Annotated in this window: 20 protein-coding genes; 9 read left to right on the top strand and 11 right to left on the bottom strand. The window is 62.9% G+C overall.

Features of this window, described 5'->3' with window-relative positions; translation table 11 throughout:
- Nucleotides 1-8: 8 nt before the first annotated feature.
- Complete coding sequence (locus tag ACO1XS_RS21020; RefSeq protein ID WP_331570396.1) at nt 9-761, bottom strand: hypothetical protein; 753 nt, start codon at nt 759-761, stop codon at nt 9-11.
- A 204-nt stretch (nt 762-965) separates the two neighbouring features.
- On the opposite strand from ACO1XS_RS21020, the gene ACO1XS_RS21015 reads away from it, so the two are divergent.
- Complete coding sequence (locus ACO1XS_RS21015; protein WP_331570393.1) at nt 966-1,958, top strand: M14 family metallopeptidase; 993 nt, start codon at nt 966-968, stop codon at nt 1,956-1,958.
- Nucleotides 1,959-2,077: 119 nt separating this feature from the next.
- Here the strand turns inward: ACO1XS_RS21015 and ACO1XS_RS21010 are convergent, their stop codons facing one another.
- From ACO1XS_RS21010 to ACO1XS_RS20980, 7 genes are all read right to left on the bottom strand, one after another.
- Nucleotides 2,078-2,452, bottom strand: a complete 375-nt coding sequence (locus ACO1XS_RS21010) for a hypothetical protein (RefSeq protein WP_331570391.1) — start codon at nt 2,450-2,452, stop codon at nt 2,078-2,080.
- 41 nt (nt 2,453-2,493) lie between these two features.
- Nucleotides 2,494-3,486 carry an ABC transporter permease gene (locus ACO1XS_RS21005; RefSeq protein ID WP_331570389.1) on the bottom strand — a complete coding sequence of 331 codons (993 nt, stop codon included), beginning with the start codon at nt 3,484-3,486 and terminating at the stop codon, nt 2,494-2,496.
- 7 nt (nt 3,487-3,493) lie between these two features.
- Nucleotides 3,494-4,489: an ABC transporter permease gene (locus ACO1XS_RS21000; protein ID WP_331570387.1), complete on the bottom strand. Its 996-nt coding sequence runs from the start codon at nt 4,487-4,489 to the stop codon at nt 3,494-3,496.
- Nucleotides 4,490-4,524: 35 nt separating this feature from the next.
- The gene (locus ACO1XS_RS20995; RefSeq protein ID WP_481581437.1) at nt 4,525-6,072 is read right to left on the bottom strand and encodes a sugar ABC transporter ATP-binding protein; all 1,548 of its coding nucleotides are present in this window, start codon (nt 6,070-6,072) and stop codon (nt 4,525-4,527) included.
- 53 nt (nt 6,073-6,125) lie between these two features.
- Nucleotides 6,126-7,259, bottom strand: coding sequence for a substrate-binding domain-containing protein (locus ACO1XS_RS20990; RefSeq protein WP_331569983.1), 1,134 nt, complete (start codon nt 7,257-7,259; stop codon nt 6,126-6,128).
- Between the two features lie 153 nt (nt 7,260-7,412).
- The gene (locus ACO1XS_RS20985; protein ID WP_331569985.1) at nt 7,413-7,976 is read right to left on the bottom strand and encodes a type III effector; all 564 of its coding nucleotides are present in this window, start codon (nt 7,974-7,976) and stop codon (nt 7,413-7,415) included.
- A gap of 280 nt (nt 7,977-8,256) precedes the next feature.
- Nucleotides 8,257-10,149, bottom strand: a complete 1,893-nt coding sequence (locus ACO1XS_RS20980; protein WP_331569986.1) for an SMP-30/gluconolaconase/LRE-like region family protein — start codon at nt 10,147-10,149, stop codon at nt 8,257-8,259.
- Between the two features lie 551 nt (nt 10,150-10,700).
- Here ACO1XS_RS20980 and ACO1XS_RS20975 point away from each other — a divergent pair.
- Complete coding sequence (locus ACO1XS_RS20975; protein WP_331569987.1) at nt 10,701-12,176, top strand: trypsin-like peptidase domain-containing protein; 1,476 nt, start codon at nt 10,701-10,703, stop codon at nt 12,174-12,176.
- A 34-nt stretch (nt 12,177-12,210) separates the two neighbouring features.
- On the opposite strand, the gene ACO1XS_RS20970 is transcribed toward ACO1XS_RS20975, so the two are convergent.
- Complete coding sequence (locus ACO1XS_RS20970) at nt 12,211-12,441, bottom strand: hypothetical protein (RefSeq protein ID WP_331569988.1); 231 nt, start codon at nt 12,439-12,441, stop codon at nt 12,211-12,213.
- A gap of 254 nt (nt 12,442-12,695) precedes the next feature.
- Between ACO1XS_RS20970 and ACO1XS_RS20965 the strand changes: the two genes are divergently transcribed.
- The 6 genes from ACO1XS_RS20965 (at nt 12,696) to ACO1XS_RS20940 (ending at nt 20,307) form a co-directional block, all read left to right on the top strand.
- Nucleotides 12,696-13,343, top strand: a complete 648-nt coding sequence (locus ACO1XS_RS20965) for a response regulator transcription factor (RefSeq protein WP_331569990.1) — start codon at nt 12,696-12,698, stop codon at nt 13,341-13,343.
- A 34-nt stretch (nt 13,344-13,377) separates the two neighbouring features.
- A complete protein-coding gene (locus ACO1XS_RS20960) occupies nt 13,378-15,120 on the top strand; it encodes a sensor histidine kinase (protein ID WP_331569991.1) in 1,743 nt (580 codons plus the stop codon).
- A 159-nt stretch (nt 15,121-15,279) separates the two neighbouring features.
- On the top strand, nt 15,280-17,328 hold the full coding sequence (gene fusA, locus ACO1XS_RS20955; protein WP_486391617.1) for an elongation factor G: 2,049 nt from the start codon (nt 15,280-15,282) through the stop codon (nt 17,326-17,328).
- A gap of 83 nt (nt 17,329-17,411) precedes the next feature.
- A complete protein-coding gene (locus ACO1XS_RS20950) occupies nt 17,412-17,954 on the top strand; it encodes a DUF488 domain-containing protein (protein WP_486391616.1) in 543 nt (180 codons plus the stop codon).
- A gap of 335 nt (nt 17,955-18,289) precedes the next feature.
- Nucleotides 18,290-19,522: a tetratricopeptide repeat protein gene (locus ACO1XS_RS20945; protein ID WP_486391615.1), complete on the top strand. Its 1,233-nt coding sequence runs from the start codon at nt 18,290-18,292 to the stop codon at nt 19,520-19,522.
- Nucleotides 19,523-19,665: 143 nt separating this feature from the next.
- A complete protein-coding gene (locus ACO1XS_RS20940; RefSeq protein ID WP_331569999.1) occupies nt 19,666-20,307 on the top strand; it encodes a DsbA family oxidoreductase in 642 nt (213 codons plus the stop codon).
- Nucleotides 20,308-20,476: 169 nt separating this feature from the next.
- Here ACO1XS_RS20940 and ACO1XS_RS20935 read toward each other — a convergent pair whose 3' ends face one another.
- Both ACO1XS_RS20935 and ACO1XS_RS20930 read right to left on the bottom strand, forming a co-directional pair.
- Nucleotides 20,477-20,749, bottom strand: coding sequence for a BufA1 family periplasmic bufferin-type metallophore (locus tag ACO1XS_RS20935; protein ID WP_331567733.1), 273 nt, complete (start codon nt 20,747-20,749; stop codon nt 20,477-20,479).
- A gap of 164 nt (nt 20,750-20,913) precedes the next feature.
- Entirely contained in the window at nt 20,914-21,780 is an 867-nt protein-coding gene (locus tag ACO1XS_RS20930; RefSeq protein ID WP_331567756.1) for a LysR family transcriptional regulator, read from the bottom strand.
- Nucleotides 21,781-21,912: 132 nt separating this feature from the next.
- Here ACO1XS_RS20930 and ACO1XS_RS20925 point away from each other — a divergent pair, with 132 nt between their 5' ends.
- A complete protein-coding gene (locus ACO1XS_RS20925) occupies nt 21,913-23,322 on the top strand; it encodes an MFS transporter (RefSeq protein ID WP_486391614.1) in 1,410 nt (469 codons plus the stop codon).
- The last annotated feature ends 64 nt before the right edge of the window (nt 23,323-23,386 follow it).

Below are 23,386 nucleotides of genomic sequence, written 5' to 3'. Positions count from 1 at the left end.
CCCCTCGGCTATCGGCTCAAAGCCGATTGGGCGCGTTGCAACCACTCGCTGTTGTGGTCACGGGCGTAGCGCGTCCAATGCCTCGCATCGTGCACGATATCGGCGTAGAGTTCGCGCGCTCGCCGACGATCGGCGTCGTCGGCCTGCGTCGCCAGCCAATCGGCGTACAAGCAACGGGGCGCCGCATCGCTCGCGCTGGCGAGCGCCACCTCGAATGCGGCGCGCGTGCCCGATGCGCCGAGCGCCGCCAAAGCTCGTGCGTACAGCAAGGCAGGTTCGGATTGCTGACGGGCGATGGGATGAACGGCGAAGAGCCTTTCCAGCGTCTCCTGCGTACCTGTGGCATCGCCGTTGGCAAACTGCGCTCGCGCCAATCCCTGTAGCAAGCCCGGATCGGATGAGAACGGCCCCGTAGCCGCCGCTCGGTAGTGCTCGAGCGCTTCAGCGGCGTTTCCCGCATCGAGCAGCGCGGCACCGAGCCGCATGCGATGCGCGACGCTCGGCGCGCGATCGAAAGCCATGCGCGCCTCGCGTACGGCTCGATCCGGGTCGACCAGCTGCGAAAAGGCCCGCGTTGCCGCCCTCGCTCCACGCGACTGGCGCAAGCCAGGCAGGTAAACAACGAACAGATAGACCAGACTGCCGAGGCCAGGGAAGAGAAACAGAATCACCAGCCAGTACATGTTCTGCTGCGTGCGCACGGCATGCACCGCAAAAATGAGGGCGATGATGATGTGGATGCTTATTCCGAAAATACGCATTTACGAGAGGCTCGATCGTGATCCGTTGTCGACGGTGCGCCGGCGAATCGGCGAACGCCATTGTGACAGAAGTGATGCCACGCGCTTTCTGACGGCGAATTACCGGGCAATGCTGCAAAACAAAAAGATCATCCTATGCAATGAGGGCCCGCAGATCGATCATGTGTAGTCCAGGTATCGCTGTCAGCAAGGGCTGAAACAAAGATGAATAGCTACCCCATCGAAATCGACTTCCCCGATATTGCCCCGCACGCGCCTGGCAATACCGGTATCCCGTACCTTTACACGTTCGATTCCGGCGTAGCCGGCCCGCACGTCATGATCAACGCACTGACGCACGGCAACGAGGTCTGCGGGGCGATCGTCGTCGACGAACTAGTGCGCGCACGATTGCGCCCCCGTCGCGGCAAGCTCACGCTGTCGTTCGCCAACGTAGCGGCGTATGCGCGATTCGATCCCGCCGCGCCGGACCGGGCGCGCTTCGTCGATCAGGACTTCAACCGCGTGTGGACCGCGGCGAAGCTCGACGACGTCGCGACGCGTTCGGCGGAACTGGACCGCGCCCGCGCGATGCGGCCAGCGATCGATACCGTCGATCTGCTGCTCGACCTTCACTCGATGCACGAGAAGAGTTCGCCGTTGATCGTCGCCGGTCCGCTGAGAAAGGGCGCCGAACTCGCGGTTAGCCTCGGCACACCGGCCACGGCGATTCTCGACGAAGGTCACCCCGAAGGACGCAGAATGCGCGACTACGAGGGCTTCGGCGATGAAGCGAGTCCAAAGAGCGCCCTGCTCATCGAATGCGGGCAACACTGGGAGAAAGGTGCGGTCACGGTCGCACGAGACAGCACGGCGCGCTTCCTGCTGTTGGCGGGCATCGTCGACGAAAGCGACCTGCCGGCCGAATGGCTCAGGCCGCTCCCCGAGGAAATGCGAGTTGTGCGCGTCACGGAACCGGTGGTTGCGAAGAGCATGGACTTCCGGTTCGCGGCACCGTACACCGGCCTCGAAGTGTTCGAGAAGGCCGGCACGGTCATCGGGTGGTCAGACGGTCAAGCCGTCACCACACCGTACGACGACTGCGTGCTCGTCATGCCGTCTCTACGTCAGTTGCGGCCCGGCGTGACAGTCGTCCGGCTCGGGCGAATCGAACAGCGCATCGCCCGTTCGCCGGACAAATGGCAACAAGCAACGTGAATGCATGGTGTTGCGTGTCGGGTGCGCGACCGAGCCGACCCCTCAGCCGCGCACCGGAACGCTATAAGCGCTGCGAATGCGTTCATCCTGGAATCGCGGAGCGCGGCACGCTCGTCGTTCTACTGCGGGATTTTGCCGGTCGCGCTACCTGAAGCGCCCTGGGGCGACATACCCTGCTCACGCTTTTGCATCAGCGTGCCACCTTGGGGGGATGACGCTGGGTGGCTCGGATCCGCATAGCGCGTGGTGGTGCCGGGCGCCTGCTGGTCGGGTTGCGCGCCTTGCTGGGTGGAGTTCGGTTGCTGCGGGGGCTGTGTGGTCTGGGCCATGGCCAGCGGACTTGCGATGACCAGTTGCGCACAGGCGGCTATCAGTATTGGCCTGAAGAATTCCATGGTACCTCCCGGTTCATGCGAATCGAGTCGGCGGCAAGCGATCGTGCCCGCCGCCTCCCATCGACATTGCGGCAAGGCACGTGCCAGGTCTCTCGACATGGACACGCGCCCTGCACCGCCTGATCCCGGCTCCCGCCACACTATCGCATCGCTTTCTCCCGCCCATACAGCATCATCATCACGATGATCACCAGGCCGAACACGACCTGCCGGAAGACATCGGCGGGCAGCTTGATGCCCATCGAAGCGAAATAATCCTGCGGCTGCAGTACCGAAAGAATCGACTGCAAGAGGGTAATCAGAATCACGCCGGCCACGGTGCCGAGATAAGTACCCCGACCGCCGAGCACATTGGTTCCGCCCAGCACGATGGCGGCGATCGTAGGCAACAGATAGGGATCGCCCATGGCCTGATACGAACGGTTTGCCCATCCGGCGAGCAGCACGCCGCCGGCCGCCGCGCAAGCGCCGGAAAAGGCGAAAGCGATCAGCGTGACCCTCCGACTATCGACGCCGGAAAGAAACACCGCCCGCTCGCGATTGCCGATCGCATAAATCTGACGACCGAATACGGTGCGCGTCAGGATATAGACGGTGAGTGCCCCAAGCGCGATCCACACGAGCAGCGGATTGGAAAAACCGGGGATCCACTGACCACTGGCAAGCTCGATCATGAGTGAGGTCGCCCGGTCCTGCGGTGCGAAGCCCCCGGTGTGATAGACCATGAGGCCTTGGGCAACGGCATTCATGCCGAGCGTGAAGATCATGGAAGGCGCCCGCAGATAAGCCACGCCCCAGCCGTTCACCACCCCGATCAAAGCGCCGCATAAAATCCCGAACGGGACGGCAAGCGGTACGCCGAGCGTAGTGCCGAGAATGCCCGATGCGCCGGTGGCCATCATGCCGCCGATACCGATCGTCCACGGAATCGAGAGGTCGATCTGTCCCATCAGGATCACGATCATCTCTCCCGTCGCAATCACGCCGAGGAACGCCGCAACCTGAAGTTGCTGACCGAGATAGTCGACGGACAAAAAGCCCGGTTTGGCCACGCCGCCCAGCAAAAGGAGCAGCACGATGCAGCCAAATGCGATCAATGTCGCGACGTCGATCTTGGGTAAGGAACGAAGCATGGCGGCTTTAGCGATAGAGATCGAGCTTGTTACGCACCCGCAGCAGGCGCAGCGAGCCAAGGCTGACGGCGAACAGCAACACCACTCCGACGAATAGCGGCTGCAGCACCGGATTGATGTTGAAGACGACGAGCAGATCGCCCACCGTGCGCATCACGAAGGCCCCGAAGACAGAGCCGACCACGCCGCCCGAGCCACCGAAGAGCGAGGTGCCGCCGATCACCAGCGCGGCAATCGAGTTCAGCGTATAGTCCCCGCCCAGCGCGGCACGCGCTTCGCCGGAATACGTCAGGCACGTGAGCAACAGCCCGCCCACCGCGGCGAAGAGCCCCGCGAGCGTATAAGCGCAAAGCTTGGCTCGCGCAATCGGAATGCCCGACATATAAGCGGCCTGTTCCGACGAACCGACGGCATAGGCCGCCCTGCCCAGCGTGGAGTTTCGGTAGGGCATCCAGATCAGGACGACCGTCGCCACGATCAGCACCACGGACGAAGGCACGCCATAGGTCGACCTCGTCATCAGATCGGCGAAATCGCCGTTGACGTCACCGCCCGGCTGCGGTCGTAACGCGAGCGCAATACCGAAGTAGATCGCGCTCGTCGCAAGCGTCGCGATGAGGGGCTGCAGCCGCCCATAGACGACGATCAATCCATTCACGAGACCGCACGCCAGACCTGCCGCGAGGACGCCGGCAATGCCGAGGATCGTCATGACCGGACTGCCCGTGACGATGACCGATGCCAGGCAATTGGTCAGCATGAAGATCATGCCGACCGACAGGTCGAGCCCGCCCGTGAGCACGGGCACGGTCTGCGCCATCGCAACGAGCGCCAAGAGCGCCCCCTTGTTCGCCGCGGTATTGACGACATCCGAGCTCAGCCCCGTAGGCTGCGCGGCGCCATACACCGCGAACATGATCGCGAAAATAGCGGCCGCCGCGAGCGCGCCGCGCTGGGCGGCGAGCCGATATCGCCAGTTTCTGTCGCGCGCTCCGACCGTCATCTTCGCCCCTCGTTCCACAGTTGCATCGGCAACCTCTAAGCAGCGTTCGAAGCTGGCCGCTCGCCCGCCGAAGACAAGTTCAGCGCCGCACCCACGAGATTGCGCTCGGTCAGCTCGGCGCCTTGGAGCATCCGGCTGATCGTGCCGTCATAGAAGATGGCCACGCGGTCGCAGCAACCGATCAGTTCGTCGTAGTCGGTCGAATAGAAGAGCACGGCCGTTCCCTGCTGCGCGAGCCGGCGCAGCAGCAAGTAGATCTCCTGCTTCGTGCCGACATCGATGCCACGCGTCGGATCGTTCAGGAGCACGATGCGCGGGCGCGTCATCAGCCACTTGCCGATCACCACTTTCTGTTGGTTACCGCCGGAAAGCGCGGCCACGGGACCGTCGAGGCCATCCGATTTGATGGCCAGCTGCCGCACGAGCGCATCGAGCTGCTCGGCCTCCGCCTTGCGGTCGATGCGGCCGAACCGGCTCAGCGTCTCGAGCGCGGCAAAAGAGAGGTTCTCGCGCACGGTCATGGGCAGCATCAGCCCTTCGTTCTTGCGGTCTTCCGGAATCAGCGCGAGCCCGAGTTGGGGCGACTTCGCCTGACGCGGGCTGCCGATTTTCGCGGGCCGGCCGGCCACTTCGATCGTCCCCTCCACGCCGATCAGCGCACCGAACAATGCGAGCAGGAACTGCCGCTGGCCCTGACCGTCAAGACCGCCCAGACCGACGACCTCGCCCGGATGGACTTCGAGCGAAATGTCGTTCAATTCTCCGGCCCAGGACAAGTTACGCACGGCAAGCGCCGGTGTTCCGTCGCGCCGCGTCCCGCCGAGCGGCGGGAAGGCACTCGAATACTCGCGGCCGATCATCATCTCCACGATGGCATCGTCCGATCGCGTACCGGCTGCGAAGGTTTCGATGTAGCGGCCGTTGCGAAACACAGTGCATTCGTCGGCAAGCTCGGCGATCTCGTGCATGCGATGGGAGATGTACACGATCGCCATGCCCTCGGCCCGAAGCTGCTTCAGCAGGGTGAAGACCTTGGCTACGTCGGCCGCTGTCAACGCCGAGGTCGCCTCGTCGAGTATCAGCACTTTTGGCCGCCGTGCCAGCGCCTTGGCAATTTCCACCAACTGCTGGCGCGAGAGCGGAAGCTGGCCTACAGGCGCGGCCGGGTGGATATCCTCGCCGCCGACGCGGGCCAGCATCTGCTCCGCCCGCCGCCGCTCTTGCGTGCGATCGATCAATCCGAGGCGGCGCAGCGGATCCGCGATATTGATGTTGTCGGCCACCGTGAGATCAGGCAGCAGCGAAAGCTCCTGAAAGATGCAGGATATGCCCGCGTCCGCCGCCGCGGCGGGCGTAGGAAAGCTGACCGGCATACCGCCAAGCACGATGCGGCCGCGCTCGGGCTGTACCACGCCGGAAAGGATCTTGATGAACGTGGATTTGCCCGCGCCGTTTTCGCCGAGAAGCGCATGAATCGAGCCCGCGCGACACGAAAACCGCACATCCTCGAGCGCCCGGACGCCGCCGTAATGCTTCGACACACCCTCCACGCGCAGCAGTGGATCCGATGCTCCCTCCCCCATCGTCGTGCTCCCCTTGTCGGCCGCGGCAACGATGCGCGGCCGCGCTCAAGCGTTCAGTTGTTCTGGCTGCTCTGCTTCGCAATTTCCTCGGCGGAGAACCCGATATTGCAACTGGGGAAGTTGTTGCCGGCGAAGAAGCTGCCCGGCAGTTTGGGGAAGACATTCTTGTCCGGCGTAAATGGCGAATAGTCGACCGACGTAGGCAGCGCGATGCTTTGCGGCACCACTTTGCCTTGCAGCGCCGCAATCGCGGTTTTGACCGCCACCGCGCTTTGCGCCGGCCCGGTACCGCCCGACTGGCAGGTCAGGTCTGCCTTGTCGCATAGCATCCGAAAAGCGTTCTCCGTCTCGCCGGAAATCGGCGCCTTGAACTTGCCCGCGTCGAGCATGGCCTGCACCGTGCCCTGGGAGCCGCCCTGTACGTAGATACCGTCGAAAATGCCGCCCGCGGCGATCGCATCCGCGGTTGCCTTCTGCGCATCGCCCGGTGCCCAGTTGCCGATCACATCGACTACCTTGACCTTGCGGCCGGACTTGTCGAGCACTTCATGAAAGCCCTTGTCGCGGGCGAGATCCACCGGTTGGCCCGACGGTCCGCGTACGTGCAGGAACGTCAGATCGCCGCTCTTCTTTTTGGCTTCCTTCAGCAAGAACGTCGCCGCCATTTCGCCGAGCCCGACCTGGTTGACATTGACCGAGACTTGATCGGGGCTGTCGATCACGTTATCGAACGATACGACGACGACACCCTTCGCATTGGCCTTGCGCACCACGCCCTTGAAAGCCGCGGAATTGTTGGCATCGACGATGATGGCATCGAAGCCTTGGTCGATGAAATTGTTGGCGGCGGCAATCTGCGCGGAGATGTCCTGGCCAACCGAGACAACCTTGAATTCCTTGATGTCCTTTTTGACCGCCGGCTGGGAAACATAGGCTTTGGCAACGCGGATCATCTGCACGCGCCAGTCATTGGCAATAAAACCGTTAACGAGCGCAATTCGATAGGGGCCCGGTTTGGCCGGCCACTGGAAGTACTTCGTGTCGGACGCCTGTGGCTTGAAACAGCCCGGATCGGCGCCGGGCCCGCCAACCGCCTTCGGGCCTTGCGCAAATGCCGGAGTCGATAACGCGACCGCCATCAGTGCGCCAACGATCATGGGATGCAGAGCTTTATGCCAAGCTTTCATTGACCTACCCCCATAGAAAGGTATCGCCGCAATGCGGGCAAGTGTGGAGAGTGGCGATTGCCCTGTCAAGAAGTGAGAGGGCTCGTCACTTAATGGGATGTCGTGGGAGTAGGTTGTATTTTGCGCTGCAGCAGCAGGCGTCGCCGTTGCCGATCAATCCACATCCGAGGGTTTTTCCCCGGTGCCGTCCGTCCTGAAACCGGTCATCTGCTGCGCCAGGTCCTGCGGCCGCGCGTGCCGTTCGGGGCGCACGTCCCAGTCGAACACCGTGCGCGCCACTTCGGCGTGGCCGTGAACGCAATTGCTCTCGTCAGCGCCGCTCGTCTCGTATTCGGGAAAAATCGGCTGCTGCTGAATTTCCTTCATACGCGCGAGCTGCTCATCCGTCATCTCGCCGTGGTCGATTACGCGCGACGCCGATTGCGGCTCGATGAGCTTGTCGTCACCCGCGTTGATTGCCGCGCCCTTCAGTGCATTGACGCGAAACGGCGTGCCATCGGGCAGCGAGCCGCTCACCTTGAAGCGATGGACCTTCGGTGCATGCGGATCGGTGCGTCGCGAATGTCCGATGGCGAGCGCCAACTCCGGCTCTCTCGCGCGCTCGGCCTCCGATGTTTGATATTGGATGTGTCCGGGATCCGTGACGTCGCCTGCTTCGTTGATCTTCGTGTCGCTCACGACGGTACTGACGCGCCTGCCCGGCAGCGCCGACAACATGGGCGAGACGTTCCGAGTCCGTGAGTCGCCTTGGGAAGGCTCTTGTTCGGCCGTGCGGTTGTTCGTCCTTTTTCCAGCGGTGCTGCCCGTCTGGCTAAGCGCTCTCGCGGCGCGGCCCACTCCTCTGCCATGCATTCGCCCCCTCCGTTGTCGCTGTTTATCGTCGGAGTATCGAGTCCAGGCCGTTGTAATGTTTCAAGCCAAAGCGTAAGACCGCTCCCGCAAGCGAAATGGTCGCGTCGCTTTCCGCACCAAGCTCGAGCGCGGAAATCGACCGATTTCAAGGGCGCCATCTATACACGACGACACTGGATCCGTTGTAGTTGTCCTTCGCAACCAGGTACTCGCCGTTCGTACTCAGATAAGCCCGCAGTCCATACATCGAATCCACGTCGTTGCCGACGTCGATCCGGCCTTCACTGCTGTTGGTCAGCGTCGCCACTCGCTGGCCGCCGCTCAGGCTGAATACGTCGATGTTCGGCACGGTATGGACATACCCCACGAAAAGATAGTCTCCGGCGGCTGCGAGCGACTTCGCGCTCGCGTTCTCCAGCACCACGACCGGATTCGGCCTATTTGTGTTGCCGGCAAGCCAACCGTGATAGACCTCGATGCGCTCGCTCATCTGCGTCCAGTCGAGCGTACTGCCGCTCCCCTGCGCAAGGATCATCGTGTCGCTCTCGGGCAAGTAAACGATTCGCACGAGCGGACGGACGCTGGCCGGGACCGGGATCGTTTCGGGCGGGCTCCACCTCGGTTTCCCATCGGCGCCGAAGCCGAGAAGCCGGTAGTGGTAGATCGCGTCGGTCTTGTCGAGCGCTGCCCAGACGTCGCCCTTGCTGTCCAGGCAAAAGCCTCCTGTCACTTCCCGCACCGTATCGAACAAATCGCCGGGCAACGAGCCGTCCGGTATGGCGATATATCCATGCGCGGCATTGAAGTGAAAGAAATGAAACGTTCTGGGGTTTTGGCTTGCCGCGACCAGAATGAGATTCCCTCCCACGCGGGCCAGTTGTCCGAAATGCTCACCGCGCTGGGTGCTGTCGAGGCGCGGGTCCGAGGGAAACTCGAACGGATCGACGGTATTGGCGAAAAAGACGCCGCCCGACTTTCCACGATAGATGTTCGTACCGCTGTAGAAATCGGTGCCATCGTTACCGGGATCGGGTGCGGCAATCGCTTCGAAATTCAGCGAATGCAATTCCCACTGCATTCGGCCGGCCCTGTCATACGCACGGATATCGGTGCCGCCGGTCCGGGCGAGGTCCCATCCCCTACCCCACGGATTGTTGAGGACATAGAGATTGCCGCTGCCGTCGCGTCCGATCCCTACCACGCGATTGAAGCGTTTCTCGCCCGTTTGCCCTTTGATGCCGGTCGAGGTGTCGAGGTAACCGCCGCGCACGCCGAACGTGCCGGCGAGCCTGGGAAGCCCATTCGAAAACGAATATAGCTTGATGTTCAAATCAGGGCCTTCGTCGCCCACCAGCAACTGCTTCGAGGTCGAATCCCAGGAAAGTGCGGATGGCCGCGACCCCTCCGGCATACGAATAGCCGTCAATTGACGCCCGGCCGCGCTGAACTCGACGATTTCGCCCTCGTCTTGTCGGGCAACCCAGACGTTTCCGGCATCGTCCGCCGTCAGCGCGCCGGGTTTCTGAAAGGCGATATCGCGCTGCCAGATGCCATCGACGGTATAAATGCGGACCCGGCTGCCGGGAAGGTCGCTCGCGTAGACCAACGATTTCGATGCCGCAAGACCGGTGATTCGATCGGCATGAACGCCGACACTCGCATTGCTGACCTGGAATACCCGGTCGCGCAAGCCAGTCGTTCGATCGAAACGTCCGACCGCCCCGCTGCCGCCGCGCGCGCTCGACTGCAACTCGGCAAAGATCGAGGTGGCATTTCCGGCGATGGCGCCGCCTTGAACGTCGTTGTGCCGGCCGATGGAGCCGATCGTTTTACCGTTGCGATAGATTCCGATACCGCCCGCGTTCTCGTCCCACATCGATGCCGTGTAGACCGTGCCATCAGGCGCGACCCACATCGAGCGGGCCGCGTTGCCGACATGCTCGGCAAGCGAACCGTAGGAGTTCGCGAGCCAGTCCGTGGTGTATCGCGCGGGACAGGACGGCGCAACCGCCGCGACCATGACGCCGAAAAGCGCCATACGAATTATTTTGTTTGTGAGCACCGATTTTTGTCCAGAGCTTGCAGCAAATTTCGATAATAGCAACCAGAATTTGTTGAAAAATTCCTGCGAGCCGCAACGCATATTTTTTATTCAACGATGACGATCAAGCGTGTCCGCATACTCGTATCCGGGCTTCTCGATCGGAGAAGACGTGATTGCGTTCGCCGCGCCCGCGCTTCGTATCGGTATCGCGCCGGCGTCGGCTAACGTGCTATTTCTCTCGGTTTAATGTTTTGCGCCGCGACATCTCTCGCGGCGCGCAGACGATGCAACGCTTTTTCGTCCAACACACGCTTGCCACCCCACATCGGAAGTCGCGTCTCCCCGGATCAGCAATGTAGCGCAACGCTTGCGCGACCCGCCGCGGAATACGACGCGGCGATCATCTTGAGCGGTTTGGTGCGCTCTCTCACAGGCGGCGAAACGTCGAGCGAGCAACATGAATGGACGGACACGCGAGACCGGTCTTCCGCTTTCGACCGGTAGCGTTCCCATTTGCGCTCAACGCCAACCCAATGGAGCGAGCCGTGAGCATCAGAACCTCGGGAACCCCCCATCCGGCCTTACGCAGCATGGCTGCGGCGTCATTGTTCTGCGTTACCCTCTGCGTCGTGCTACCGCTGTCGACGTACGCGGCGCCACCCGCCTCCTCACCCGCCAGGACTGTCCATACGTCGCCCGACAGCGGCAGCCGCAACGGCAGCATTGAAAGCGCACCCAACTACGCGATATTCGTCGACCGGTACGGGCCCGCCGTCGTCAATATCCGTGCAGCGGGCGACGCGGACCGACCTGCGCAACTCGACGCGATCGCACCCGACGATCCGATCGGCGCCCTTCTTCAGTCCACCGCCTCGCAGCAGGATCAATCCCCGGCCGCTCGCGTCATGTGGGGGCGTGGTTCGGGGTTCATCGTCAGCCCGGATGGGCTCGTCGTGACGACGGCGCACACCGTGAACCGCGCGGACGAGGTCACGGTGACGCTGACCGACCGGCGCCAGTTCAAGGCACGCGTGCTCGGCGTCGACCCGCGAACCGATGTCGCGCTGCTTCAAATGCAAGGCGCGTCGAAACTTCCTGTCGTCCGGCTCGGCGACGCTGCGAGGGTAAACACCGGGGAGACCGTGTTGACGATCGGCGCTCTCGAGGGCGCGCAAAACACGGTCACTGCGGGGATCGTCAGCGTCGCGCCACATGCGTTGCCCGACGGCACCACGTTCCCGTTCTTTCAGACCGAGATTGCCGTGAACCCCGATAACTCGGGCGGCCCCCTGCTGAATCGAGACGGCGCGGTAATCGGCGTGGACGTGCAGCTTTACGTGGACGCACCCCGCTATCAAACGATGACGTTCGCCATCCCGATCGCGGCGGCAATCGAACTGCGTACGCATTTGCTGGGTCAGGCGAAGGCCAGCGGCGGCAGTCTCGGCATTACAACGCAGGATCTCGATCCCGGTCTGGCCACGGCGTTCGGCCTATCGCGACCGCAGGGCGTACTCGTGACGCTCGTCGCCCCGACGGCGCACGGCACCGCTGCCAACGGCCTGAGGGCCGGCGACGTCATCACGCACGTCAACGGAAAGAGCGTCGATCACGCCGCCGACCTGCGCGATGCCGTCGCGGGGCTGACGTCAGGCTCGAAGGTCACGCTCAAAATCGTCCGCAACAACAAGCCGATGACGTTGAGTGCAACGGTAGCGGCGTCCACTGACGCCGCGGCACCCAGCGGCGACGATCTCGACAGGATCGGTCTAGTCGTCCATCCGCTCAGCGAAGCCGAACGGCGCACAAGCGGGGTCGAAGCTGGTTTGCTCGTCGATGCGGCCTCGGATCTCGCGGCGGATGCCGGGATCGAGCCCGGCGATATCGTGGTGTCGGTGAACGGAAAGCCCGTTGCGTCCCGCGAAGCGTTGGCCGCACTCGTCGCCTCGAGCCCGAAGGTAGCTGCGCTGCTGATCGTTCGCGATAACACGCGTACGTTCGTATCGCTGAAATCCAGGTAGCGCGGCCCGCGCCGGGCGCGATGGCTTTGCTCCGTTATCGGCCGGAGCCAGGCCCCCGCGCGGCGGAACATCCGGTCTCCCTCAGGCGCGCCACGGTCCTCGCGCCCAAACGCGTCAACACGGGCCGGCTGCGCCCGCCGCCGGTGTGTTCGATATCGATCAACTCGCGCTCAACGAGCGATGCGACGTTCGAGTCGTCGATATCGATGCGCTCCGGCGCGTCCGTGGCGACAAATAGCAAAGCGACCTCATGCGGCGTCAGCATTGCGCTCTCCATGTCGGATCGATCGTCGAAAGTGCAGGCAGTTTGGCTCAAGCGGGCGGCTTCCGAAACCGGACTCGGGCGGAATCTCGGGTAAGACTTCCTTACTCTCATGTAGGGATATTCTTATTCGTCGGACAAGAGCTCTGGTAGCGGCAAACGCACCTTCCCTAGCTTTTTCCAGCCTTTCATTTGCGCCCTCTCATGAAAAGAACCACACTTTGAACACGCACGAGAATGCGTATGAGAGGCGCCTGATGATCAAGGTCCTACTCGCGGACGACCACACCGTCGTGCGGCAGGGGCTGCGCCATATTCTCGAGACGGCCGGGGATTTCGAGGTCGTCGGTGAGGCGGGCGATGGCGCGGCGGCGCTCGATCTGGCTAATCGCGTCGACGCCGACGTGCTGCTCCTCGATTTGTCGATGCCGGAATGCACGGGGCTGGACTTGATCGGTCATATCCGGGAGGCAGCGCCGCAATTGCGCATCCTCATCGTGACGATGCATGCCGAGCAACAATACGTCGCCCGCGCTTTCAGTGCGGGTGCCGCGGGATACATGACGAAGGAAAGCGCCGGGCTCGAACTCATCTCGGCGCTCAAAAAGATTGCAACCGGCGGCGTCTATATCAGCGTGCCGATCGCCGAACGGCTCGCGGGCAAGTTGCGCGAGCCTGGGCACGCGTCGGCTCATCAGCGGCTTTCCCGGCGTGAACTCGACATACTCCGTCGCCTCGCCCGGGGCAAGTCGGTCACTGAAATCGCCACCGAACTCGAGCGCAGCGTAAAGACGGTCAGCACATACAAGCAGCGTATCCTCGAAAAGCTGGAGCTGCCGCATGAGGCTGCGCTGATTCGCTACGCGGTTCGCCATCATCTGATCGATGCCGAGGAAGAAGAATAGGCAAACATCGGCCATCCGCCGCGCGGTGACGCAAATGAACGAGTTGCCCGACCCATCCCAGATGTTCATGTCGACATCGCCGCCCGGACATCGCGACAGGCGGCTCGCTGCGGGAGTGATGAGCGTCTCCGCTGCAGTCTTCATCGCACTGGTTCCGTTCGCCGATCGCCCGCTACCGCAGATATGGGCATTCATCCCGCTCTATCAATCGGCTTTGATCGTCAATGATTTCGTCACAGCGGCGCTTTTAGTCGGGCAGTTCGCCATTCTGCGTTCAACGGCCCTGCTCGTTCTCGCGTTCGGTTACCTGTTCACGGGTTTCATGGGCGGCGCTCACGCGCTCACCTTTCCGGGTCTCTTTACGGCAACGGGGTTGCTTGGCGCAGGAGAACAAACGACTGCATGGCTTTATATGTTCTGGCACGGCGCCTTTCCCGTGGCAATCGCGGCCTACGCCCTTTGGAAGCCTACGGCCCAGGTGCGCAGCGGCACCCGCGCAGTCTGGATCGGAGCCTGCATCGCCGCAGCGTTGCTGGCGACGAGCGCCCTCGTGGTACTGACTACGACGGGCCACGCTCTACTGCCGCACATCATGGCGGGTCACTTCATGACACCCTCGCTGCTGGTCGTCGTGTGGACGGTATGGGGGCTCAATCTCGCTGCGCTCGTCATCTTGTGGCAACGGCGGCCACACGCCATTCTCGATATCTGGTTGATGGTCGCCCTGGGCGCATGGCTTCTCGACATCGCCCTCTCGTCGATATTCAATCGAGGCCGATTCGATTTGGGCTTCTACGCCGGGCGCATCTATGGGCTGCTCGCCTCGTCGACCGTGCTCTTCGCGCTGCTCTTCGAGCATGCCAAGCTCTATGCGCACGTCGTCAACGCCCTGGCGGCCGAACGGACCGAACACCTGCTCGTACAGGAGAAAACAGCGCAGCTCAACGAGGCGAACGCGCGGCTCGAGCACCGTGTGGCTGCGCGCACGCGCGAACTGACAGCGTCGAACGCGGAATTGCGTCGCGAGATCGAAGAGCGCGAGCGCGCCGAGCGAGCCTTGAAAACGTCGCGCGAGGAAGTACGGGAGCTGTCGGCCACCTGCGCCAGCGCGCGGGAGGCCGAACGGCGCCGCATCGCACGCGAGCTCCACGACGAACTCGGACAAACGCTCGGCATGCTGAAGGTCGACCTCGATTGGCTCATGGACAACGTCCCGCAAGACGACGCTCACGTCGCCCGAAAGATTGCCTCGATGCATATGCTCTTGAGCGGGACGATCAAGTCCGCTCGGCGCATCGCCTCGGACCTCCGTCCGCTGGTGCTCGACGATCTCGGATTCGTGGCCGCCACGCACTGGCTCGTGACGAACGTCGAGCAACGATACGGCATTCATTGCAAACTGACTTTCCACCCCGCCGATCCTGCGCTCGTCGAGCCTTACGCCACTGCGGTTTTTCGAATCGTTCAGGAGGCGCTCACCAACATCGCACGCCACGCGCATGCGTCGCACGCCGACATTACTGTCGCCCTCACCGACAGCCACATCCTATTGCGGATCAGCGACGATGGGACCGGATTCGATCTGACCCGCCCGCGCAAGAGCGGATCGTACGGACTCATTGGACTGCGCGAGCGCGCCTATCTGCTGGGAGGCACCTTCGAGATCGAAGCTTCTCCCGGCAACGGCACGACCGTCGAAGTCCGCATCCCGCTGGAAACGAGCCGCAGCAACGTGCAGCCATGGGCGAGCGGCGCGCGTAGTCCCGGACCGGCTTAGGATCTTTCATATTACAAAACCGAAAGCGACCGGGCTGGCCGGGCGAGGCGTCTTCCCCCGCGCAACGCGGGGCATCGAACGCCGTCGACAGCCGATTGCTGGCGACGTTCGCCGTTTTCGCCAATAATGCGTCGATAACAATCGCAGGACGGAGGCGCCATGGAATATTCCCCCGAAGCCATTCGTACCGTCGCGGTGGTCGGTCACACCGGTTGCGGCAAGACCTCGCTCGTCGAGGCGCTCCTGCACGAGAGCGGCACGATCCACGCGCCGGGCAGCGTCGAGCGCGGTACGACGGTCTGCGATTTCGATCCGCTCGAGCGCAAATATCACCATTCGCTGAGCTCCGCGATCGCGCACGTCGATTACCGCGACACCCGCATTTATCTGGCCGATACACCGGGTTACCCCGACTTCTCGGGCCTGTCGATCAGTGCGCTGCCCGCCGTGGAGACAGCGGCCATCGTCATCAATGCGCGCGCCGGCATCGAAATGACGACGCGGCGCATGATGGCCTGGGCTCAGGCGCGCAAGCTGTGCCGAATCATCGTGGTCAATGGCATCGACGGCGAGAAGGTCGATCTGCCCGGCATCGTCGCTCAGATTCAGGATACGTTCGGCAAAGCGTGCCTGCCGATCAATCTGCCCGCCCAGGGCGCGCAAGCGGTGGTCGACTGCTTCTTCAATCCTTCGGGCGAATCGGACTTTCTGACGGTAGCCGCGGCGCACGATGCGCTCATCGATCAGGTGATCGAGCTCGACGCGAATCTGATGGAGCTCTATCTCGAACAAGGCGAAGCGATCAGCCCCGAACAACTGCATGAGCCGTTCGAGCGCGCGTTGCGTGAAGGGCATCTGGTGCCGATTTGCTTCACCTCCGCGGCCACGGGCGCCGGCATTCGCGAACTCCTCGATATCTTCGTGAAGCTGTTGCCGAGTCCGCTCGAAGGCAACCCGCCTCTTTTTTATCGCGACGTCGATGGCCGTCGCGAGGCCGTTCAAGCGCAACCGCTCGCCGACAAGCACGTGCTCGCGCACGTATTCAAGATCGTGGTGGATCCGTACATCGGCAAAATGGCCGTGTTTCGAATTCATCAAGGCACGGTTCGGCGCGACAGCCAGCTCTATATCGGCGACGCACGCCAACCGTTCAAGGTCGCCCATTTGATGACACTCCAGGGCAAAGAACACGTCGAGATCGCGCGCGCGGGACCGGGCGATATCTGCGCGACGGCCAAGGTGGACGAGATCGGCTTCGATGCCGTTCTGCACGATTCGCCCGACGACGGCAACATTCATCTCGCGCCCCTCGCGTTTCCGACACCGATTTACGGCCTCGCGATCGAGCCCGAGCGCCGCGGCAACGAACAGCGCCTGTGGGAAATCCTCCAGAAGCTGACGGCGGAAGATCCTTGCTTGCGAATCGAGCATTCGGGCAACAACGAAACGGTCGTACGCGGTCTTGGCGAGCTGCATCTGCGGCACATGCTCGAGCGGCTCGCCGATCAATACAAGGTCTCCGTGCTCACCCGGCCTCCCAGGATCGCCTATCGGGAAACGATCGTCGCGCAAGCGGAAGGACATCATCGGCACAAGAAACAGACAGGCGGCGCCGGACAATTCGGCGAAGTCATGTTGCGCGTCGAACCCTTGCCGCGCGGCAGCGGCTACGAATTCGTCGATGCGGTCAAAGGCGGCGCCATTCCGGGTCAATTCATGCCGGCCGTCGAGAAAGGGATATTGCAGGCGATGGAAAGCGGGCCACTGGCCGGCTTCCCGATGCAGGACGTGCGTGTGACGGTTTTCGACGGCAAGAGCCACCCCGTCGATTCGAAGGAAGTGGCGTTCGTCACGGCGGGACGCAAGGCGTTCATCGACGCCGCGCTGAAGGCGCAGCCTCTCGTGCTCGAGCCGATCGTCAATATCGAAGTGATGACGCCCGAGGCGGCCATCGGCGACATCATCGGCGATCTGTCCACGCGCCGCGCCCAGGTACAGGGCACGCGCGCACTCGCGGGACACGCCGTCGTGGTAACAGGAAAGGTGCCGCTATCGGAGCTGACCGATTATCAATCCCGCCTCAACGCCATAGCCGGCGGGCATGGCAGCTATAGCATCGAGTTCAGTCACTACGATGCGGTCCCGCCCAATCAGCAGGAGCGGCTCGCCGCGGAACATCGCAAGCAACATGAAGCTGCGGCGCAGTGAATGCGCCGCCCAGGGCCTGCCTCGATTGACATGGCGCAAGACTTGCGCACCGACTCAGGCCGCCCTCGTCCACACTTTCTGCAATGCGACACCCGTTTTTCACGATCGGTCATTCGACACGCTCTCTCGACGAGTTCATGGGCCTGCTCGAGGCCTCCGATATCGAACTGCTCGTCGACGTGCGCAGCTTTCCGCGCTCGCGAACGAACCCGCAGTTCAACGTGGACACGTTGCCGGATGCGCTGGCGGCGCACGGAATCGAGTACTGTCATCTGCGGGAGCTCGGCGGACGGCGAGGCAAGTCGCAGCGCACGGAGCCTTCGGCGAACGGATACTGGACACATCCCGCGTTTCGCAACTACGCCGACTACGCATGCACCGCGACGTTCGCCGAAGGCCTGGCCGCGCTGCTCGAATTGGGCGCGCGCAAGCGCTGCGCCATCATGTGTTCGGAGGCCGTCTGGTGGCGCTGTCATCGCCGCATCATTACCGACTACCTGCTATCGCGCGGCGAAGCGGTCAGACACATACTGGGGGATCGTCATGTGGACGCCGCCACCATGACGCCGAGCGCTCGACCTCAACCGGATGGCACCATCATCTATCCCGCAGGCACGCAGTCGTGAACAGGCACGGTCCGCGTACCTGAGACGAATGCCCTGCTATAAGCCACCTGGGAAAAACCGACTTCGGTCGGCGCAAGCCTATCGCCGCTTGTTACGTGAAATCGTAAAAACTGCCAAAGAAAGCGGAAATAGGCGAAAAAGATCGACACAGCGCATCGAATCGACGGCTTCGCTTCGAAGATCAACCTTTCGCGATCGATCGAACAAACCATCGTCGAGCGCTTAACGTTGCGCTCGAGGCAACGCGCTTGCAAAACACCGGCGATTCGCGTCGCCGCATTCAACGTTTCCGAGATTGCCGTCAAGTGTCGCCTGACCGGTCAGATAAAACCTCCATGGACAGACAATCATTGCCGCCCGATAGCGACGTCGCCTCGATCGCCATGAACGAGTCGCTTGGCATCGAAGCGGCTGAACTCGAGGCGCGGGCGGATTGGCACTTCACGAAGCGCGAATTCCGCGATGCGCTGGCGTGTCAGTTACAAGCCGTTGCCATCCGTCAGCGCGCCAATGACGTGACAGGCGCGGGAAACGGCGCACAAAACGCGGGCCTTCTCTATTTTCTTCTGGGCCATCACGAAGATGCGATACGCGCTTACGGGGAGGCGTTGGAATCGCGTACGAGCACGGACGACTTTCGCGGGCAAGCCGTGACATTGGCGCGGATGGCCGAGGTGTATCAGCATATCGGCCGGCACGGGCAAGCCGTTCAACTCCTCGAAAAGTCGCTGGACCTCCTCTCACGGGCCGGAACGAGCGAAGACATCGGGACCGCGCTGAACAACATCGCCGTCTCCTACCGGGAACTGGGCGAATGGGACAAGGCGATGCGATGCTATGAGCGATCGCTCGAGAATCGCAGACAGACCGGCGACATCGAGGGACTCGCGGCAACGCTTCATAACCTCGGCGTCCTGTATTCCGATCAGTCGCATGACGATCACGCCCGCAAGCTGCTCGAGGAAGCCCGCGGCCTACGGGAAACGATGGACGACATGCAAGGAGTCGGGCAAACGACGCTTCGGCTCGGCATGCTTCACGAGAAGCATGGAGATTTCCCGGCCGCTATCGCGGCCTACGAGCGTGCCCTGACATTGGCCCGGCGAGCGGACGTGCAAAGCAAGGACGACGAAGCCGCTGCACTGCTCAATCTCGCGGATGTCCATTCGAATCAAGGCAACATCGAGCGCGCGCTCGCGCTACTGGGTGACGCCGAAAGGCTCTTCAACGAAACAGGCATGACGACCGGCGTGGCCATGGCGCAATACGGGCGTGGCAGCACGCTCGCGGCAGCGGGCCGTATGTCCGAAGCGCTGGCCTGGTTCGAGGCGGCACAATCGCATTTCTTGCGGCTGAACGACCGGCCTCGCCTCATCTCCACGTTCATTGCCATGGGCACGCTTTTGTCGCGCACGGAGCGGCACAGGCAGGCTCGCGACGCGTTCTCGTCCGCGCTCGAATTGCAAAGGGAATTGGCACTGCGCGCCGACGAGGCGATCACGCTGCAATTGATCGATCGTGAATCTGCCGCTTTGGGCGACGCCGGAACCGGTCTCAATCGCCATTAGCGGGTTGATCGTTCCGGCCGGCGGTCGTCCCTATAAACGGACCGGAACGAACAGGCCGCTCGCACCCGCCTGCACGCGCCCCCGAATTGCGCTAACCTGTGCAGCGCTCGGCTGAAAGTGGCCAACTTCTTACTGGCGAAGCAATGACGCAGCCCCTTCGAATCGACTTCGTTTCCGATATCGCATGCCCCTGGTGCGCGATCGGCCTATCCTCGCTACAACAGGCACTTTCCCGGCTGGGACAAGCCGTCGACGCACAGATCGTCATCCATCCGTTCGAGCTCAATCCGCAAATGAGGCCCGAGGGCGAGGCGATCGTCGATTATCTCGGCAAGAAATACGGACGCACGCCGGAAGAGATCGCGCAAACCCAGGCCATGATTCGCGAACGCGGCGCGAGCGTCGGCTTTACGTTCGGCGCGCGCAACCGGGTCTACAACACATTCGATGCGCATCGGCTCTTGCACTGGGCCGGCATCGAAGGCAAGCAGTTGCCGCTGAAGCTCGCGCTCATGCAGGCCTATCATTCCGACGGCAAGGATCCGAGCAATCGCGACGTGCTCGTCGAAGCGGCGCAAACGGTCGGACTCGATGCCGACCAAGCGCGCGATGTTCTGGACAGCGGCCGGTATGCCGATGAAGTCCGAGCCGAAGTACGGGATTTCCAGGCACTCGGCATCCAGTCGGTTCCGTCGATCATTTTCAATCGACGTTACCTGGTCACGGGCGGACAGCCGGTAGAAGCATTCGAGCAAGCGATCAAAGAGGTTTTGGCGGAAACGTAGTTTGCTATGTCCGCCATCGCGTGACGCCCCGAGCACAACGCGATGCGTTTGCGCCGATCGGCGCAAACGCGGTTGGATACTCGAGGCAGGAGGCTGCGTCAGCCGAGCGGCAGGACTGTCGCCGCCACGGGTGAGTGCTTCGTCCCTTCGTCCCTTCGTCCCTTCGCCGTTACGACTTGGTGGGCGCGAGCGAGCCCATTCCGTGCGGCGTCTTCATCGTCGTGCAGGTACCCGTCGGCACATTCTTGTAGTGCGCGCCGTCATAGTCCATCTTTTGCGTGCCGGCGCAAGTGGTCCCCGCCCCCGCCTTGCAATCGTTATGGCCGGCAAGCGCCACGCCATAGCACTTTTCCACATTCTGGGCGGCAGCGTTCTGCGCGAATGCGCCGGTCGCCAGCGATGCGAGAACCAGGGCTGCTGCGGAAAGTTTGTTCGTATTCATCAATTCGCTCCTAGATGCCATCAAGTGGTTAGCGATCGCATGCACCGCATCATTGGCCTTGCCCGACTGTCCTGGCACGGCGCGGCTGCACTGCGCGATCTGCCAGGTAATTCGCCGCAGCTGGGCAAGCGGTTACAGCGGTCGAAAAATTTTCGACACCGGCTTCACGAAGCTGCGAATGCTTCGGCGACAACCTCGATGAGTGCTTGCATGCGGGCCGTCTTATACAAGTCCAGATGGGCGACGAGCCAGACCTCGAAGTGCTCGCGGCGATGCGGCATCACACGCACGAGTTCGGGCTCGTCGTCCGCGCGAAAGCATGGCAGCCCGGCAAGACCGAGTCCGGCGATCGTCGCCTCGAACAGCATCATCGTCGATGCAGTCTGAAACGCCACCCGCCCCCGGTTGGTAGGCTCGCCGCATAGGGCGTCCCACATCGACGGTACCACCGGCTGCTGATACATGACGAGATCGTGTCCTTCGAATGCCTCGCCCTCACGCGGTGTTCCACGCGCGGCAACATAGGCGTGCGAAGCGTAAATACCCATTTCCAACTGGGCCAGCCGCCTGACGACGAGCTCCGGCGAATCAGGCCGAACCGTCCGGATCGCGAGATCGGCCTCACGCCGGGTGAGATTGGCGATATCCACCGATGTCACGCAGACGATATCGATACCCGGATGCGCACGACGCAGCTTCGCGATGGCGGGCACGACGAATTTTTTGCCCAGCGAGTCAGTCGTCGCCACGCGAATCGTCCCGGACAACGCTTCGTCCATCCCGGCCACGCGCCGCTCCATCGCCAGCGCTGCCTGCTCCATGGCCTCCGCCGGTGCGACGAGCGCTTCGCCCGCCGAAGTCAACACGTACAGCGAGGGCGTGCGCAGGAAAAGCCGCGCGGACAGCGCCGCTTCGAGCGCCGCGATACGCCGCCCGACAGTGGCCTGATCGACGGAGAGGCGGGCGGCCGCGCCGCGCAGTGTGCCGGCTCGCGCCACCGCCAAAAAGAAACGCGCATTGTCCCAATGAATCATCGTTGCGAGGCCCTCGGGCGTGGATTCGCGCCGGTGATGCAAATCTGCATCAGAGATATGCGATATTACTGCTTTATTGCATCGCCGCGCATTCGTAAACTGAGAGGCATTCAGCCAACGGAGGAACGAATGTCCGATACGCTTCTCGCACACGCGGACGAATGCGGACTGCAGCGCCGCGACGCATGGCGCAGGCGCGTCACGCTGGCTCTGGTCGCCGGTGGCATGTTCATGGCAGTGCTCGATACGACGATCGTCAATGTCGCGCTGCCCGCCCTGCGTGCGTCGCTCGGCGCGACGGTGAGCGGCCTCGCATGGATCGTCGATGCTTACACGCTGACTTTTGCCGCGCTGATTCTCGCCGGCGGCGTCGCCAGCGATCGTTTCGGCGCGAAAACGGTGTACCTCGCCGGGCTCGCGGCATTCGTCGCGGCGTCCGCCGCGTGCGGTCTCGCCCCATCCGTCGGCGCGCTCGTCGCGGCCCGCTTTGCGCAAGGTGCCGGCGCCGCACTGTTCCTGCCCGCCTCGCTTGCCATCGTCCGCGCCACTTTCGACGATGCGCAGGAACGGGCCCGTGCCATCGCCACGTGGGCGCTCGTCGCGTCGGCCGCGGCCGCGATCGGCCCTGTCCTGGGAGGATTGCTCGTCGATAGCTTCGGATGGCGCAGCGCATTTCTCGTCAATCTGCCGACAGGCGCGGTTGCTTTCGCGGGTGCGCTGGTTTCAGTCCGACAGGCGGCGCGCAGCACCTCCGTGCGCCGCTTCGATTGGGGCGGACAGTTCTCGAGTGCGGCAGCGCTGGGTGCACTGTGTTTCGCCGCAATCGAATTGCCGACTCGCGGTCCGCGGTCGCCCGAAGTCGTTGTCGCTTCTGTGTTGTTTGCCGCCTGCGTCGCGGCACTGGTTTTCTTCGAGCGCCGCTCGCGCGAGCCGATGGTGCCGCTCGCGTGGTTTCGAAACAGGATCTTCCTGGCGATGAATGCGGCGGGCACGCTTGTCTACGTGGGCTATTTCGGACTGCTGTTCAATCTGAGCCTTTACCTGCACGGCGCGCTCGGCATGAATGCGAAGGCGACCGGTTTCGCCCTCTTGCCCATGGCGGCAAGCCTGTCGTTCGGCAACCTGCTCTCGGGCAAGCTCCATGCGCGCCTCGGCGCCGCCCGCTTGATGACGATCGGCCTGGCCGCGGCGGCGGTCTCGGCCCCTCTCATGGCCGCACTGTTCTCATGGGCGGCACCGCGCCCATTCATCTATGCCTCGATGGCCGTTTTCGGAGCGGGCACCGCTTTGTCGGTACCGCCGATGATCGCCACCGTGCTCGAGCAGGTGCCCGCGGAGCTCGCCGGCGTGGCCTCGGGGCTGCTGAACGCGTTGCGCCAGGCGGGCAGCCTCGTCGGCGTCGCGTTGGCCGGGGCGGTCACGATGCTTGCCGCGCATCTGAGCGTTTCGCTGTGCGTCGTCAGCGCGGTGGGCGGCGCGGCGTATGCCGCGGCCGCCATGCTGGCGCATGCGTTCGGTGCCGAGCGCGGCACTCAATAACCGAGAATCGGGTCCCGGAGCGCGCAGTCGTACTGGACACCGTCATGGTAAGCAGTCCTGATGT

The organism is Trinickia sp. (assembly GCF_057351765.1).
This window is presented reverse-complemented; position numbering and strand designations above follow the sequence as displayed.

Coding starts and splice junctions, on each gene's coding strand:
- ACO1XS_RS21020 (WP_331570396.1), bottom strand. CDS start 761: ATGCGTATTTTCGGAATAAGCATCCACATCATCATCGCCCTCATTTTT.
- ACO1XS_RS21015 (WP_331570393.1), top strand. CDS start 966: ATGAATAGCTACCCCATCGAAATCGACTTCCCCGATATTGCCCCGCAC.
- ACO1XS_RS21010 (WP_331570391.1), bottom strand. CDS start 2,452: ATGTCGAGAGACCTGGCACGTGCCTTGCCGCAATGTCGATGGGAGGCG.
- ACO1XS_RS21005 (WP_331570389.1), bottom strand. CDS start 3,486: ATGCTTCGTTCCTTACCCAAGATCGACGTCGCGACATTGATCGCATTT.
- ACO1XS_RS21000 (WP_331570387.1), bottom strand. CDS start 4,489: ATGACGGTCGGAGCGCGCGACAGAAACTGGCGATATCGGCTCGCCGCC.
- ACO1XS_RS20995 (WP_481581437.1), bottom strand. CDS start 6,072: ATGGGGGAGGGAGCATCGGATCCACTGCTGCGCGTGGAGGGTGTGTCG.
- ACO1XS_RS20990 (WP_331569983.1), bottom strand. CDS start 7,259: ATGAAAGCTTGGCATAAAGCTCTGCATCCCATGATCGTTGGCGCACTG.
- ACO1XS_RS20985 (WP_331569985.1), bottom strand. CDS start 7,976: ATGTTGTCGGCGCTGCCGGGCAGGCGCGTCAGTACCGTCGTGAGCGAC.
- ACO1XS_RS20980 (WP_331569986.1), bottom strand. CDS start 10,149: ATGGCGCTTTTCGGCGTCATGGTCGCGGCGGTTGCGCCGTCCTGTCCC.
- ACO1XS_RS20970 (WP_331569988.1), bottom strand. CDS start 12,441: ATGCTGACGCCGCATGAGGTCGCTTTGCTATTTGTCGCCACGGACGCG.
- ACO1XS_RS20965 (WP_331569990.1), top strand. CDS start 12,696: ATGATCAAGGTCCTACTCGCGGACGACCACACCGTCGTGCGGCAGGGG.
- ACO1XS_RS20960 (WP_331569991.1), top strand. CDS start 13,378: ATGAACGAGTTGCCCGACCCATCCCAGATGTTCATGTCGACATCGCCG.
- fusA (WP_486391617.1), top strand. CDS start 15,280: ATGGAATATTCCCCCGAAGCCATTCGTACCGTCGCGGTGGTCGGTCAC.
- ACO1XS_RS20950 (WP_486391616.1), top strand. CDS start 17,412: ATGCGACACCCGTTTTTCACGATCGGTCATTCGACACGCTCTCTCGAC.
- ACO1XS_RS20945 (WP_486391615.1), top strand. CDS start 18,290: ATGGACAGACAATCATTGCCGCCCGATAGCGACGTCGCCTCGATCGCC.
- ACO1XS_RS20940 (WP_331569999.1), top strand. CDS start 19,666: ATGACGCAGCCCCTTCGAATCGACTTCGTTTCCGATATCGCATGCCCC.
- ACO1XS_RS20935 (WP_331567733.1), bottom strand. CDS start 20,749: ATGAATACGAACAAACTTTCCGCAGCAGCCCTGGTTCTCGCATCGCTG.
- ACO1XS_RS20925 (WP_486391614.1), top strand. CDS start 21,913: ATGTCCGATACGCTTCTCGCACACGCGGACGAATGCGGACTGCAGCGC.